At 55.4% G+C, this 16160-nt stretch carries 11 protein-coding genes; 1 reads left to right on the top strand and 10 read right to left on the bottom strand.

Annotated elements, in window-relative coordinates; all coding sequences use genetic code 11:
- Positions 1-200: 200 nt before the first annotated feature.
- From recD to GN111_RS03770, 10 genes are all read right to left on the bottom strand, one after another.
- Positions 201-2144 (bottom strand): exodeoxyribonuclease V subunit alpha, encoded by a 1944-nt coding sequence (recD, locus tag GN111_RS03815; RefSeq protein ID WP_155302477.1) that lies wholly within the window; start codon positions 2142-2144, stop codon positions 201-203.
- Positions 2138-5764, bottom strand: coding sequence for a UvrD-helicase domain-containing protein (locus GN111_RS03810; protein ID WP_155302476.1), 3627 nt, complete (start codon positions 5762-5764; stop codon positions 2138-2140). The genes recD and GN111_RS03810 overlap by 7 nt, the downstream gene beginning before the upstream one ends.
- Complete coding sequence (locus GN111_RS03805) at positions 5761-9321, bottom strand: exodeoxyribonuclease V subunit gamma (RefSeq protein ID WP_155302475.1); 3561 nt, start codon at positions 9319-9321, stop codon at positions 5761-5763. Before GN111_RS03805 ends, GN111_RS03810 begins: the two co-directional genes overlap by 4 nt.
- A 209-nt stretch (positions 9322-9530) precedes the next feature.
- On the bottom strand, positions 9531-9965 hold the full coding sequence (locus tag GN111_RS03800; RefSeq protein WP_155302474.1) for a hypothetical protein: 435 nt from the start codon (positions 9963-9965) through the stop codon (positions 9531-9533).
- Between the two features lie 177 nt (positions 9966-10142).
- Entirely contained in the window at positions 10143-10598 is a 456-nt protein-coding gene (locus tag GN111_RS03795; RefSeq protein WP_155302473.1) for a hypothetical protein, read from the bottom strand.
- A complete protein-coding gene (locus GN111_RS03790) occupies positions 10588-11091 on the bottom strand; it encodes an anti-sigma factor family protein (RefSeq protein WP_155302472.1) in 504 nt (167 codons plus the stop codon). Before GN111_RS03790 ends, GN111_RS03795 begins: the two co-directional genes overlap by 11 nt.
- Positions 11088-11663 carry an RNA polymerase sigma factor gene (locus GN111_RS03785; protein WP_170302115.1) on the bottom strand — a complete coding sequence of 192 codons (576 nt, stop codon included), beginning with the start codon at positions 11661-11663 and terminating at the stop codon, positions 11088-11090. The genes GN111_RS03790 and GN111_RS03785 overlap by 4 nt, the downstream gene beginning before the upstream one ends.
- Positions 11664-12044: 381 nt before the next feature.
- Positions 12045-12704, bottom strand: coding sequence for a YiaD family glycine zipper/OmpA-like lipoprotein (locus GN111_RS03780; protein ID WP_155302470.1), 660 nt, complete (start codon positions 12702-12704; stop codon positions 12045-12047).
- 151 nt (positions 12705-12855) lie between these two features.
- Complete coding sequence (locus tag GN111_RS03775) at positions 12856-13008, bottom strand: hypothetical protein (RefSeq protein WP_155302469.1); 153 nt, start codon at positions 13006-13008, stop codon at positions 12856-12858.
- Positions 13009-13404: 396 nt separating this feature from the next.
- A complete protein-coding gene (locus tag GN111_RS03770) occupies positions 13405-14499 on the bottom strand; it encodes a 3-deoxy-7-phosphoheptulonate synthase (protein WP_155302468.1) in 1095 nt (364 codons plus the stop codon).
- A gap of 402 nt (positions 14500-14901) precedes the next feature.
- On the opposite strand from GN111_RS03770, the gene GN111_RS03765 reads away from it, so the two are divergent.
- Complete coding sequence (locus GN111_RS03765) at positions 14902-16140, top strand: tyrosine-type recombinase/integrase (protein ID WP_155302467.1); 1239 nt, start codon at positions 14902-14904, stop codon at positions 16138-16140.
- Positions 16141-16160: the final 20 nt, after the last annotated feature.

The raw sequence follows: 16160 nt of genomic DNA, 5'->3' as shown, positions 1-16160 counted from the left end.
AAAGAGATAACGCAAATCGTGGGCCAAGATTGAAAAACAACATCTTTTACTTATATTTCAGTGGTTTATTTTTTTATAACCTTCCGCCTGAAGCACCGTGTGGCCTCCGCAACAGGAATTTGTGAACTTTTCTTCCTAGTTGTTGGGAAATTTCATCTCTCCGCCCTTAACCGACCATAATCGATCGACGCTCCCGGCAATCACAGCGTCAGTCCGGATTGCCGGTGGATCTTGCGCTGCAATGCCCGATGGAAAACTGTTTCCTCCCCGGATACGATCAATCTTCGGGAGGCTCGCGTGGCGGCCGTGTAGACAATCTCCCGGGTCAGCAATCGATGGTCCGGATCGTCCGGTAAAAGGAGCCAGATATCTTCGAATTCGGCGCCCTGACTTTTGTGCACCGTCATGGCAAAGGCCAGATCCCAGTCGGGCAGGCCCGAAACAGGAAAGGTCACCAGCTTGTCCTGCCGCCTGAAAGTGGCCTGGTACATTCCATCCGGACGAAGCGTAACCACGCCCACGTCACCGTTGAACAATTCGCGCTGATAATCGTTGCGGGCAATCATGATCAACGCGCCGTTGAAGATATCGCTTTCCGGATCGCCGTCCGGATCGAGATACGGTCTTAATTCGGCGGCAATACACCGGTTGAGCCAATGAATTCCCCGAAGTCCTTGACGCAGCGGACTGACGATACGGCAGCGGTGGGCAATGGCGAAAAGCGATTCGACCCGCTGCACCGATTCCGGCGTTTCGCCGGGCAACGCGTCTCCTTCAAGCCGGTTGAACCGACTCACCTGCTCCACGTAGCTATCGGTGAGATCTCCACTGCGGGCGACGTAATGGTTGTGAATCCAGCGAATCAGGTCACGCTGGACCGCATCCTGATCTTTGGCACGAACGAATGCCCACCCTCCTTTTTTAAGGTTCAGGGCATCGTCGAAGGACACCGGCTCCAAGGTGACTGGCTGTCCCGAATTGATTCGCTGGCCCAGCTCAAGCAGCTTTCCACCGGCTCGATAACAGTTATCGAGGGTCAAAAACCGGTCGGAGAGACGGCCGCCGGTTTGAGCACTGAGGTCTGCAAGCACCGAACCGGCCTCGACCGAGGGCAGCTGATCCTTGTCCCCGATCAATATGACCCGGGTGCGCTTGGGATCGATAGCCTGAAAAAACCGGTCCATCAGGATCACATCGACCATGGAAACCTCGTCCACGGCAATCACATCGGCCTCGAAAGGCCGATGCCGGTTGTGGAAAAAGTCCCCTGCCCTTTTGCGGTACGCCAGCAGCTTGTGCAAGGTGGCTCCCTGCAACTGCCCAAGGGCCCGGTCGCCGTCGTCGGGCCCTGCGACGGTGTTCAGACTCTCCGTCAGGGCTTCGCTCATTCGCATGGCCGCACGACCGGTTGGCGCCGCCAGAAGGATGCGCGAAGGCTCGGCACCGGTACGCACCAGCGCCCTGAGCATATTGACGAGCAGCGACGTCTTGCCGGTACCCGGCCCCCCGGAAACCACCAGCAGCGGAGCACTCACGGACGCCCGGATGGCCTCCACCTGGCGGGCGTCCCGGATGATCGGAGCCCCCCCCGAACGGCTGCGAATAACGGCCTTTTCACCGTATAGATCGTCTATCATTCGTTCGACGTCAGCTTCAGGCAGCCCTGGCTTTGGGGGCAGACCCAAAAATGCGGACAAAGCACTTTTCAACCGTTTTTCGTGATAGTGAAATTTCTGGAAATAGAGCCGCTGCCGCCCGGCAGGTCCCTCCATCACCAGCGGCTTGAAGCTTTCCCCCTTGGAACGGTCGACGAGACTGTCGTACGCGCCTTGATTCAATTTGGCGACAACGTCGTCAATCAACGTCCCCAGCGCGGACGCATCGATATGAGGAAAAAAGGCTGACAGCTTCCGATCCAATACCAGGCACAGGCTGCCCTCGTTCAGGGCGGCCAGCAAAAGGCCTAGCATCCCCACGAGTCCATGGTCCCGTGGATCGGATGCGCAGGCGGTCAAATCCCGGATGAGCATCAGATCCAGATCGGAAAGGTCGAGTTTTTCGAACAGCGCCCACAATGGGCTTGACCCCTCAATCCCGTATCTGCCAAGCCGTTCGGCCAAAAGGGCTTTATCCGCGCTTACCATTGAAGCCCTCCGATCTGTTTCTCGACGGTTGACTGAAGGGTTTTCAAAGGGAGTAACTGATGCGCCGGGACATGAAACACTCCGTTTTGTCCTCCGGAGCCGACTCCCCGGATAAAAATGTAAAGTGCGCCGCCGAAATGAAGTTCGGGGTCGAAACCGTCGCCGAGCAACCGTTTGAGCCACCTTAGCGTGGCAATGGTGTAAAGACGGTATTGCAGGTCGTAGCCGGCTGCTTCGATTTCACTGGCCATGGCTTCCTGGTCGTACCCGTCCGCCAGACGATTGGATTTCCAGTCCGCGATGTAATAACGGCCGTCATGTTCGAATACCAGGTCGATAAACCCGCGCAGCACCATTTCCCCGCAGGATTGGATTTTTGTGTCGCACCCCGGCACCTCGACGCCTTCGGGCAAAGTCTCCACCAGGGGGAAAAAAAACTCGATTTCATGTCTTCTCCGTTTGGGGGCCAGCCTTCCCAGCACCATGGGGGCGCCGTCCAGGACAATGGGTTCTCTTAAAACCCTGGCCACCACGTCCGCGATCCGGGGCGCCCAAGACGATTCGATGCGATAGTCAAACATGGCGGAAACAACGACCTGTTCAGCCGCTTCCAATTCCAGGATGTTTTTAGGGCCGTCGATCACCCTGTCGAAATCGATCCGCTCGAAAATCTGATGGAACATGGACCCCATGCTTGTGCCGCCGGGAAGTTTGTCGATGGAACCCAAAATCTCCGATTCGGCGAAAAGCCGGTCCGCCGGTTCGTCCATATCCCGTTGGGTGGTTTCCGCCGGGCTGAAAACCGAAGGTAGTCCAGAAGCGTCGATTAGCCTGTTCAGGCGATGTCCGATGCTGGAAAAGGATTCCAGTGCAATTTTCCGGCTTCTGAAATCCGCCTGGTCGGGGAGCAAGGCATCCGAAGGTAATTTTACTGCCTCTACTCCGGTCTCCCTGGCCGAGCTTTTCGGGCCATGCGGCGTCGCATCGTTTTCACCGACCCTGATCCAGCCTCCGGAGTCAAAATTATCGTTGTCCCCGGCAGACGCGATGCTGGAGGAAACGAAGCCGCAGACAGGTCCAATCCAACCATAATTTCTGTCGTCCGGAAAAAAAGGAATGTAAAGCTTTAGCCTTGCCCGTGTAAGGGCCACATAATACAATCGTTTATTTTCGTCATTCTTCTCTTTTTCGGCCTCTTCCCGACCGCTTTCACCGGTGAGGTCGATCACCTTTCGACAGCCCCGTTCGGGATCATTCGAATCCACTGCGTGATACACGGGAACGCCGTTTTCGCTGCGCACGGTCAAGCCGCCGGCAATGAAAACAACCGGGAATTCCAGTCCCTTGGCCACATGCATGGTCAAAATCCGGACCTTGTCGGATTCGTCTTCGATCCGATGAATGTCCGCGTCGGTGCCGATGTCGATCCTGGATAGACGCAGGGCATCCAGCAGGGCAACCACCCCCTCCGGTTCCAGGTTCTGTAAATAGGCGGCATTTTCGAAGTAATCGAACAGCTGCCGAAAATTGGTTTGGGTGCGATCCCATCCTGGGTCCGTGCAGTGACGAAGGATCAGTCCGGAATCTTCCATTATGGATTGAAACAAGGCTCCCCAGCGCCTGTTTTGGGCCAGATGGTGCCAATGCATCAGCAGGCGCTGGCCGGCATGGTCCGGCGGCAGTTCCGGCATCGATTCCAGACATTGTGCGCCAAGATCGAAAAACGGCGTCAGCAGGGCCAGTTTGGCGGTCGCGGTCTGCATCGGCTCGGCAACGGCGTGCAGAATCATGCTCAGCCAGTACGCTTCCCGGCATTGAAACAGGCCGGGCTGGCGATAGAAGGTATAAGGAATGGATGCTGATAGTAACATCGGTTCAAGCAGAGAAAACTCGGACCGGCTTCTCACCAGGACGGCGATATCGCCATAATGCAGCCTGCGCTTTTCCTGCAATCCGGCGGCCATCCGAATGCCGCCGGACCTGACCAGATGATGAATCTCCTGGCAAATGAATTCAGCCAGCATGTTTTTGGCGGCAACCTGCCCCCTGGCTTCACGCAAGTCCACGACATTGAATGCCGGCCGCCGGGATCGATCCTCATCGATGGCATTAGCCGGGTGCTCCGGCGGCGGTTCGTCCGACGGCGTGTAGCCGATGGCGTAGGACTGGTCGCCGTCGCTGCCGCCGAACCAGTCTTTTTGTGAAAAAATCAGATTGTAGGCGGTGATGAGCTGCGGGCAGCTGCGCCAGTTTACCGAAAGCCGGTAACAGTTGGCCTGCCCCATGCCGGCCAGGTTTTTCATCCGACGCCGGGCATCCAGATAGGTGAAAACATCGGCGCCCCGAAACGCATAGATGGCCTGTTTGGGATCGCCGATCAGAAAAAGACGGCATCGGGCCGCATCGCCGCAAGTTTCCAGAAACAGGTTCCGAAAAATTTTCCACTGCAATTCGTCGGTATCCTGGAATTCGTCCACGAAGGCCACCGGAAAGCGCCGGCGAATGTTGCCGATGCCTTCCTCGGCCCCTTTGTCCGATAAAAAATCGGCTACGCGACTGATCATGTCCTGGTAGCTGATCCACCCCTGGCGAGACTTCATGGATTTGGCATCCTTTTGCAGCCGGGCCACGGACTCCAGGGTCAGCACGTGGGCCATACGACCGAAAAGGTCGACGAGCGCATCAAGCCGGTTGCGGACAGGAACCAGATTGGGACAGACTTCCGAATTTTCACCGGATTTGAGCCACTTTCGGGGAACAAGCCGGTCCAGGTTGCGCTCGCCCGAGCTGTGCCGCGCACCCAGAACATCGACCACCGCTTTGATTTCCATCGGCCGCCAGTCAGTGTCGTTCACCTGCGCCACCACCTGCTGGAGGGGCGCCACCATATCCCGAATAATAACGGCCCGGGAGCGTTTGTTGATGTTGAGCCTTTCGTAGCTGGAAACCAGGTCCGGCGGTCCTGCCACCAGGGCCTTGAGTTCCAGCACCGTCTGCCGGCAGCGCCCCCACATTTTTTCCACATCCAGCTCGGCCGGATCTGGGATCAGGGTCTCGTTTGTAAAACTGTGCGACAACCGTTGGGCCAGCGTCACCGCGGTGCGGACGAATCGGTCCGGATCGGCAGAGAAATTCGCCAGCGCCATCAGCAGTTCCAGATACCGGCCATAGCGTTCCGGCCAGGTTGAACGCATCTGCGCCTTGAGCAGCTTGGTCAGCAGTGTACCGTCGTCCACGATCTCCTGTCGAAACAGGCTGCCGGTTTCAAAGGGAAAATCCTTCAATACCGTATGGCAGAAGCCGTGGATGGTCGTAATGGTGGCATTGTCAAACGCGTCCAGTGTTTCGCACAGCTTGCTGCGGACCGCATCGGAAAGGTCCCCTTCTTTGTCCAGGGTCGCTTCGATTTTTTGCCGGATACGAAGCTTGAGTTCGCTGGTGGCCTTTTCGGTGAAGGTCACCAGCAAAATATTCTCCAATTGGAGTTGGGCTTCCTCGCAAAGCAGCCGGACAACCAGGTTCTCGATGGTATAGGTCTTTCCGGTACCGGCGGAGGCTTCCACCAGGGCATGGCGGGAAATATCCACATGGTCCGGATTGTCGATGGGATCGAACATCATACAAACACCCTGAAACGCTGCCTGGCCCTGTCCAGGATATCCGGTGCAAGCACGGCCCCGGCCATTTCGGCGCGCATATCCGCCGTTGTCCGCATGATTTCCTGCAGGGTCAGAAAAAAAGCCGCCCGGTCGGAACCTTCTATCTCGTCCGCAATGATCCAATCACGCAGATCCCTATTGTCGAAAACGGTCGTAAACGGAAGCCAAAGCAGCGGCAAGGGAGTGAAAAAATCCTTTAGCAGGGCCGCCATATAGATTCCGGAGCGTCTGGCACTCAACTCGTACTGCCGACTTAAAACCCGGGATCGATAGGCTACGTGCAAATGGATGTGGTTGGCCCCGGACCACGGGCAGGAGCTGCCGCCGACGGCCAAAGCCATCAGGGTCAACAGAGGGCCCACAACGTACTTGTCCGCGTGCCTGGATTTTCGGTTGGATCCGGTAATCACCAGGCAGTGCCAGCTTTCGTCTTCTGCCTGCCAGAGCCATGGCAACTGGCCGCTGAGTTCCACGGATTGCAGTTCGTCGTCATCGGGCAGTGTAATCAAAACAGGATCCAACCGCAGCACATTGCCATCAAGGATCGGGGAGGCTTCGACTGCCGTTCCCATCGCCACGCCGGGAAAGAAGCGGCGGGCCGCCTGCATCTGCTCTATGAGAGGATGGAGCATCTCGCCAACCATCGCTACCTGCTGTTTCAGCCTGGCCCGGTCATGGGAACCGAATGCACCGCCCGGTACCAGGCTCTTGCGGGACAGGTCTGCATATAGCGCATCGAATTCCTCCGCCAGGCAACGCTCCGGGTATACGAACCGATCCGCTTTCAACCCCGTCGCCAGCCATTGGTGCAGCGGCAGGGTTCGGATGTTATAATCCATGGGAAATTGTGAGGCCAGCGGCTCGTCCTCCACCTCGGCCCATTCGGCCGTTGGATCGAGGGGATCGCCAATGCCCAGATGGTATCGCAAAACCGTATCCACCGGATCCAGCAGGTAGCTTCGCAACAGGCCTGTGGTCATCTGCACGACAGGAGGCGCTTCGTCTTCCAGCGCTCGCTTCGATATTTCAAAATCGGGATGGTAGCGGTCGGCAACCGCTCGTTCGTCAGTGGAAGCCCGTTCCTTGAAAGCCGCCCACAGGCTGCTGCGTCGATAACAGCTCAGACGGTCCACCGGGCAATTGTTGACCATCACGTCCGACCAGTCGTTGGAGGCGTCCTGGGCGATATATTCCGTACTGTCTGGCCGGATGGGAATTTGCCGAATCTTGAATGTCTCGCCGCCGAGGATATGCTGCTCCACGTAGCGCCGAAGCTGGTGAACCACGGAGCAGGGCTGCAAGTCCCGATCCTTTTGCAGATCCCTGGAGACATAGCTCAGGTACAGCTTTCGTCCAACAGATATCAGGATTTCGAGGAACAGATAGCGGTTGCGCTCCACGGGCGTGATGTCCCCGATGCGCCGTTTGCGCGTCCGCAGGTCGAGCCGGTTTTCCGGCTCGTGTCCGGGGAAGCCCCCCTCTTCCAGACCCAGTACGTAAACCACTTTGAAAGGAATGGGGCGCATGGGCATCAAGGCGGCCACCGTTACCCCTCCGGTCAGATAATCGCCCCGGCCGCCGGATATCCCGTCGAGGTGAGCCGTGACGAAGGCCCACAGCGCTTCGGCGGTAAGATCGCGGCCTTCCCGGATGGCCGCCAGATCGTCGTACCGCACGAAATGATCGAAGGACTGCACCAGGGATCGATAAACCGCCTCCTCTCCGCGCATGTCCGCAGCGATCTCCACAAAACCGTCCAGGACCCTGAAAAAGGCAGTTCGCCAGTGCCGGGACGCAGCGGCCGGGATGTTGAACGGTTCCAGCGCCCGAGCCAAAGATTCGATCAACAGGCAGAACTTTTCCACCAGCGCATCGTCGGTCGCATCGAGGTCGGCAAAAGGAACCAGGCCTTTGAAATGGGGACGATCGAAGCCTTCGGCATCTGTTGTAAGGGTCATAATCCGGGACAACCGCAGCCGCTCCAATCCCTGGCGCCAGGAAAAGCAACCGGCACCGGGACCGCCCTCTTCTCCTTCGACCGTATTTTCATAGCCGTGGAAAATTCCCAGGGCATCGGCCCATCGAATCCAGACGCTCAGCGCATTCGTATCGTAGCGCCACTTTCGCATGACACATGGGTTGCGCAAAAGGTCGAATACCTGTTTCCTGGAAAAGTTGCCCCGGGCCAGTTCCATGATCGCGACAACGGCCCGGGCGAAGACGCTTTCCGTGCGTGCAACCGAATCGACAAGGTTGTAGGCGATCCGGCCCGGCTGGCGGCTGAACACGGAGTCCACCACGGGCTTGTAGCGTGCCATGTCCGAAACCATCACGGCGATGTCCGTCATGCACAGCGTCGGATCGGCCTCCAGGTTAACCAGGATGCTGTCGTATACGGTTTCCACCTCTCTGCGGATACCCGGACAGGCCACGATCTGCAGGGACCGATCCTGGGCAAGGGAGGCGGACGGGCCGTCTCCGGCATCAAGGGTCAACAGCCCATGGCCGAGGGCGGCCAGCACCGAATCCGGACTGGGCGGATGGGTAAAACCGGCCTGAAAATCGTGGTCGGTCAATTGACATAGCAGTCGGATGCTCTCGCGGCCTGGCTTCCCCCAGGCAGACAGCAGGGAATGGTCCGCCTGGCTAAAAAGTTCGCCGGCAAGAATTTCCGCTTCTTCGAGCGCCATGCGGCCGGACGTGTTGCGCCGGATCCATTTTTTTTCGGAAGGGGTTTTAATGTCCTCCCAATATTCGCGGGAGGGGTTCAGACTGTAAATGTGGATGTCGAAGCGCGATTCTAATCGGGCCAGCAATTGCAGATGAAACGGGGATGTCTGGGAAAGCCCGAAGAAATGAATCCGTTCCACGGCTAAGTCGTCCGGGTTCGCATCGGCGGGTGCGATGCCCAGGACGGCTTCAGCGTATTCGCCCATTGAAACCATCGGCCGGCCGCCGGACTGGCCCAACTGGTTCTTCAGCGTCACCATGTCCAGGTAGAGCCGTTTCTGGCACCGTTCCATAGCATCGTCTACCGGACGGTCCTCCTGCCATCGCTGAATCATGTCCGACCGATGGTATTCATATTCCTGAAACAGTCGTGACAACTCTTCGGCCAACTGCCAGCAGCGAATCTCCCTGTCCCTTCCTTCATGGCTGCCCAGGTAGCGGTTGACGACGGCCAGGTCACGCGTCCCGGAGTCCGAACCCATTAAAATAAAAAACAGCAGCAGGGTCATCCGCTCCCGGTCCAGCAATTCGGGTTCGGGTTCAGCCGGGTCCGAAAGGGACCGAAGCATCCGCCACAATCCGGTTTCCAGGTATTGAAAATCCACATTCATGAAGATGCCGCAACGTCGCGCACAGGTAAGTTTGATCCATTTGGAAAGATTCATGTTGGGCACGATCACCACCGGTGGATCGAGCGGATTCGTGGCGGCATCTTTGGGCGCCAGATTTTTCTGCAGCTTTTCCACCAGCGGCATCAACTGATTGCTGAAATATAGGGTGACCCCCATGCTTCGTGTTCCTGTGTGTCGTTTTCGAAAAACCGGTTTGCGAGGTACGGGAAAGCGAGCAAGCGATTAAACGGCTGCAAAATATCAGTCCGCTTCGATTTTTGCAATTTTCAATCGAAGGCTTCAAAAAACAGCAATCCCCCGGGGCATGCTCGCCCATCGGGGGACTGGATATTCAAACGTTGCTAAAACGCGTGTTTAGCGGGAACCTATTGGTAATGGCGAGGATGCGGGCTGTTGCCGGCGATCCAGACGCGTTCTTTGGTCCAGTAGCCATCGGAGGTCTTGACTTCGATCCAATGTCCCGGCACCCAGCGACCTTTGCGGTCGTAATGGCCAGGATTCCAGACCTTTTCGTATGAGGGGGCCACCCATGTCTTCTGCCATTCCCAGTGCCCGTGGCGGTGCTTGGGACGCGGATGGTGATATCTGGGGGCCGACTCCGGCTCCACATAAACGACCCGTGGCGGGGATGCATCTTTGTGGGCCTGATAGATGGCATGACCCAGAATCGCAGCCCCGACACCGATGGCAACTCCTTCCCAACGATGCTGCTGCTTGCTTCCCGCAAAAGCGGGTGCGGTCACCAAGGCAATCGAAGTCAGTACGACAGCTATAATGATCAAGCGTTTTTTCGATTTCATGATCTTTCTCCTTTTGCGTTGGTGTTATTTTCTTAGACACCAAAGCGCCGGAAAAGTTCAAACCGCTTTGATTTTTTTCGGGGGATGGAGCGATATGCGGATATCGGGCTTCTAAGTGAGTGTCATCGGTTCGGGTGTGCGGCCATGGGCGGCCTGAAAAAGCTTTTCTTGAAAGTTTCAGTAGCTGCCGGAAATCTTGAAAATCAGGTTGCCGTTTTCGTACTTGGGACCGCCCACAAACAGGCTGCCTCGATTGAGCAGTTGAATCTGGCTCTGGAACACCGTACGTTTCTTTTTCATCATCTGCAAAGCGATATCGGCCCTGTTTTCATGGATGTTGTGGGGAGTGATCTTCAACCGGCGATTGCCGGGAAGAGAGACCGTTCCGGACTCTCCTTTCTTAAGATTGAGGGTTTTGCTGCTGAGCAACTGGTAAGAGGTGTAGTTGAACATGTTCTGCAGTTCGCTTACGTCCTTTTTTAGACGGGCATCGACACCGGAGCCCTGCCGCGAAGCCAGAATCGTGTCCACGCTGACGCGGCAGCGTTCTTTGGCCAGAACCGTCGTGGGGAACGACACCCACAAACCGGTCAACATCAAAAGGAACAGCAGACCGGGCAATCTAAGTCGCATTGTGCTCACTTTCCGTATCCGGTTCTTCATTATACCAGAGGATGGTCTGTCGGGTTTCGGGAGTTTCAAAAATCATAACAGAAGTCATCGATCCTGTAAAAGAATTTATGATTGCACTGGGTTGTGCCGGTCCATGATCGACCATAAACCGGGTGTAGCCGAAAAAAAGCAGCAGGCAGGCCACTGCCGCAGCGGGCACGGCGAATTTCAACGAGGCGAAAAAGCTCGAAGGTCCGCGTTTATGGTACCGTTGGCGCAGGGCCTTGTTGATCGCTTCTTTTTCTATGGGCGTAAAATCGACCTGATCGGTCTGCCGTTGAACATGATCTCGAAAATCCTGTGAAAAATCAGAGAAGAAGGCCAACTGCCGCCGACAGGTTTTGCAGCATTGCAGGTGATCCTCCATCCATTTTTTTTCATCGTTATCCAAATCGCCGTCCAGATAGCGGACCAGTAAAGCGTCATCGCAACCATTGGATTGGATGTTGGTCACAGCTCCTCCTTCACCCGCGGCTGGAGAATCTCCTTGAGCCGCTTACGGGCATGGAACAGGCGGGAACGCACCGTTCCCAGCTTGATTTCGGTGACATCCGCGATTTCCTCATAGGAAAGCCCTTCCAATTCCCTGAGCACAAAGACCGTTCTGATTTGTTCCGGCAGCATTTTCAAGGCCTTGTCGATTTGCTGCCGGGTCTGTGCGTCGGCGACCCTGTCTTCCGGATTCGGCAGCGGGCTTTCAATCTCGGCAGCCGGTGCATCATCGTCCTTACTGTCCGTGGATACGTGCATCCATTTGAAACGGCGAGCCCATCTTCGTTTCCAGTTCAGGCACCGGTTGACTGTGATCCGGTGCAGCCAGGTGGCAAGTGATGAATCACCCCTGAATCCGACGATATTTCGATACGCCTGCAAGAATACTTCCTGAACGATATCCTGGCTCTCCTCCCGGTCCAGGGTGATTCCATACGCCACCGAAAATATCTTTTTTTGAAAACGGCGCACCAACAACTGGAATGCCCATTCATCGCCCCGCTGAAGTCGGAGAATCAGTTCTTCGTCATGCACGATCCTGTTTTGTATAGTCTTAGACACCGGTCAGCAGATAAAGTTCAATCGGTTATCGGTTCTGGTGACAGTGGGGAAGATCGTTGGCATGCCGAAAAGCGATGCGTATCCCCTTAGATATCCCGATAATGACCGAAAGATACGGTCCGGACCGGGAAAATGAGAAGTGGATACATTTATTTCACAGGCGGGTCAAACAGAATCTGAACAATTACGATAGAAAACAGGATGAAAAGCGATGAGATCCTGTTGATGAGAAATCCATACCATACAAAAGGCGGCCGTCGCCGCCCTTTCCGATGGCATAAAAGCGCATGCCATATAGATATCCGAAACCTTTGTTGCCCTAATTTCGTAGATTTGAACTACCGGGGTGTCCCACTACCCCTGGGCGGTTGTGGGGTTGATGCGAATTTCCACCCTTCGGTTCATCTGGCGCCCTTCCGGCGTTGCATTGGTGGCCACGGGGCGGCTCTCTCCGTATCCGAGAATATTGATCCGATAGGCTTGGACGCCCCGCTGGACCAATAAATTTTTCACGCTGTTGGCCCGGCGCTCGGAAAGCTGCTGGTTGTAAGATTCAGACCCCGTGCTGTCCGTGTGGCCCTCCACCAGGATAGAAGTCTGCGGGTATTTGATCATGATTTGCGCGATACGATCCAGTTCGGTATACAGTCCCGGCCGCACGATATCGGAATCCAGATCGAAACTCACATCGCCTTTCAAGGTGATGGCCAGCAAATCCCCTTCCCTTTTAACGGCGGCGGCATCGGACGCGGCCAGCGCATCGCGCATTTCCGCTTCCTGCCGATCCATCATCTGGCCGACACCAGCACCGGCGGCAGCCCCCACGGCAGCGCCTGCGGCGGCGCCCAGAAGTGTTCCTTCAGTGTCCCTGCCAATGGCCTGTCCCAATATGGCACCGGCTATCGCACCTCCTGCGGCACCATAGGTGGCGCCTTTGCCGGTATTGGTCTGGGGGGCGGCGCAACCGCTGAGAATCAACAGCCCGATCATCCCGATCCATAGCGATTTTTTCATCGTTAAATCTCCTGTCTGATATTACCGAATTCAATCGGTTCCCAATATAATCCATGCCGCAGCGGATGTCCAAAACAAAAAAGTGGCAGACCGGGCCTTTCATCCTGTAAACGGCCCGGCCGTTTCTTCCGTTATCAATGGGTATCGGCTTTCAATCAGGATCGCCGATTTTCGTGACGGTTTCCGGCTCCCGGTCCGTGGCGATGGTGATCAGGGCCATGGGATGGGAACCGTTTGCCGGGGTGCCGGTAGCTGCGCTTAGGGGCCAAGCGCTCCTTATACAGACCGCCTGGATGCACGCCATATCCCTGGCGATGTCGCTTCAAGTGGGGATAAAAAGCTCGATAATGCGGTTTTCGGTGACCATGATAACGATGGTGAATTTCTGGAGGGTGGTGCCTGAAAGAGGCTCTGGGAGAATGAACCATCCGAGCCGGTGTGTAAACGTGGATGCCATTATGATGGATCAGCGCGCTCCCGAGAATCGCTGCGCCCACACCGATGGCTACTCCCTCCCAGCGATGCTGCTGTTGTGAACCCGCCCAGGCAGAAGGGTACGTGAGCAATAATGTTGAAATGGCTACAGCCGCTACGATGAATCCGTTTCTGATTTTCATTTTCGGCCTCCTGTTGTTCGGTTTGGTACAGATAGACACCGGCGGCCGAAAAAAGTTCACTTCTTATGTTCGGGTTTTAATCGTCATGAACCCGATTTTTGCTGCAACTGCCCGTGGGCGGTAAGCAGAATGTCCTCGGTTTCCTCCCAACCGATGCAGGCATCGGTGATGGAAACGAACGGATTGAGGTCTTCCTTGCGGGTTTCGCCATAAACGAAAGGCTGGCTGCCTTCCTCGATGTTGCTTTCCAGCATCAGACCGCAGATGGCTTTGTTGGGACGAATGGAAAGGCCGTTGGTGTGGCCCATGCGCTGAATCAGGACGTGATTGAAGACCTCCCCCTGGCGGCGGTAGTCCTTGCCCGAATTTTTGTGGGAACAGTCCACGACGACCGATTGAATCAACGACGGGTATTTGGATAGAAAGCCAACGGCTTCAGCGATGCTGACCGGGTCGTAATTGGGGCGTTTCCCGCCGCGCAGAACGATATGGCAGTAACGGTTGCCGCCGGAAAATACCCGCGAAGTGACGCCATGAGGATCGTTGCCCACAAAAACCTGGGGACTGGAGGCGGCCAGCAGGGCGTTGATGGCCGTGTCCAGATTTCCGTCGGTTCCGTTTTTGAATCCCACAGGCATGGAAAAAGCGCTGGCCCACTCGCGGTGATTCTGGGACTCGGTCGTCCGGGCACCGATACAGGCCCAGGCGATCAACCCCGACAGACGCTCGGCAGCCGTCTGGCTCAGGATCTCGGTGCCCGCGGCCACGCCCATCTCGTTGAGATCCATCAATATTTTTCGGGCTTTGCGCAGGCCCTCATCGATGTCGAACGTCTTTTTATCGATATGGGGATCGGAGATCAGGCCCTTGAAGCCCACATTGGTCCGCGGTTTTTCGAAATAGACCCGCATGACCAGCTTGATGGTCGTTTTGATCTTTTCCTGCAACCGGGCCAGTCGCTTGCCGTACTCGACGGCCTGACGATGGCTGATGATGGAACACGGCCCGGCGATCACCATCAGGCGGCTGTCCTTGCCGCTCAGGATATCCTTGATTTCCTGACGGCTCTCCATCACGGTCCGGGTGGCGGTTTCCGTCATGGGGAATTCTTCCCGAAGCTGGTCCGGGGTAATAATCGAAGTACGTTTGATTACATTTAAATCGTATGTTTTCTGCATGTTGATTCCGTATATCTCATCTTATTGGTTAAACAATGGATTTGCGCCGAATCGTTTTACTACCACAATGAAGAGGTCAACTCAATACAGGGGGAAACGTTCAAGGGATTTAGCAACATCGCTAAATCCCTTGAATAATTGGTGCCTAGGGCCGGAATCGAACCGGCACGGGGTATAACCACGAGGGATTTTAAGTCTAAAATTGTCTATCCTCACAAGGCGTCACATAAAATCACAAAAAGCACATAAAAAGAAATAAATACTTGACTAATCAGCATTTTTTATTTTATCTTTTCTTCACATGAAATCACTTTCAAACACCTTCTGTAATCCCTATTCCTTGTACAGGACTTGTACAAATTAGCCCGAGGGATTTTTCAGGGATGCCGAAAGGGGTAGAGCATGGCCAAATGGATCACCTTAAAAAATGCCGATGGTAAAGGGGGCGTTCGCTACCGGGAACACCCAAAAAGAAAGCACGGAGCCGTTCCAGATCGATACTACGTTCTCACTTATTGGTGGAAAGGCAAGACTGTTTCTGAGGCGGTCGGCTGGGCCTCCGAAAAGTGGACGCCGACGGCATGCTTTGACCTGTTGGCCGAGATCAAACACAATCAGGCCAGCGGCGATGGACCTTGCACACTTTCTGAATTGCGCGAATCCTGGGAACGGGAACGACGGCAGACCGAAGAAAAAGCAAAGTCCGAATCTTTAACCCTGGATGATTACTGGCCCACCTATTTCGATCACGCCAAACGCACAAAAAAAACATCTTCATACGACAAAGAGGAAAGCCATTTCAACGTCTGGCTATCCCCTGCCCTGGGTAAAATTCCCTTGCGAAAAATTGAAATTTACCATTGGGATTTGCTGGTTAAAAACCTTTCCAGTGCCAAGAAATCAAAGCGGACCATCGAATATGTGACCGGTACCATGCGCCGGATAATGAAGCATGCCTATCACCGGGGCCTTGTGAAAAATCCGCCACCGACCGGTAAACGAATCGGTGCCACCGGGCCGGGTGGCAGCAACCGGCGGCTGCGGGTGATCAGCAGGGATGAAGCCGAAGCTATCCTTGCCGAAATCAGGAAACTCGATCTTTACGGGTGGCGGATCACCCGGTTTGCTTTTTTGACCGGGGCCAGGGTTTCCGAGTGCTTCAATCTGAAATGGCGGGATATCGATCGGGGTCGCAATATTCTGACCTTTCCGGAAACAAAAAACCGCGACCACCGAAAAATTCCTTTGACGCCGGCCATCGTGGAATTATTGAACGAAACCCCCGAAGGCGACCTTGACCAATCGGTTTTTACAAAAAGTGACGGCACCCCTCACCGTGAGGCCCCTTATTCTTTCCGGACAGCCGTTGACAAGCTCAAATTGAACAATGGGCGGGCGCAGCGAGACAGAATGAGTTTTCACTCGATCCGGCATACCGTGGCCACCGAATTGGCCAAAACGCTAAACCCAAGGGATCTGATGGACATTATGGGGTGGCGAACCGTTCAAATGGCAATGCGGTATGTCCATGGTGACGAAAACGCCAAAACGAGCGCCTTGATGGGCCTACAGAATACCATGAAGCGGACTGACAACAATGGTGCTAAGGTGATCGAGTTACGAAAAGGCGCTGAACAATAAAAATTTATTTTCCAAGGGAT

Origin of the sequence: Desulfosarcina widdelii, assembly GCF_009688965.1 — a bacterium.
GTDB classification, from domain to species: domain Bacteria; phylum Desulfobacterota; class Desulfobacteria; order Desulfobacterales; family Desulfosarcinaceae; genus Desulfosarcina; species Desulfosarcina widdelii.
The sequence above is the reverse complement of the archived record's forward strand: the minus strand, read 5'-3'. Positions and strand labels throughout refer to the sequence as shown.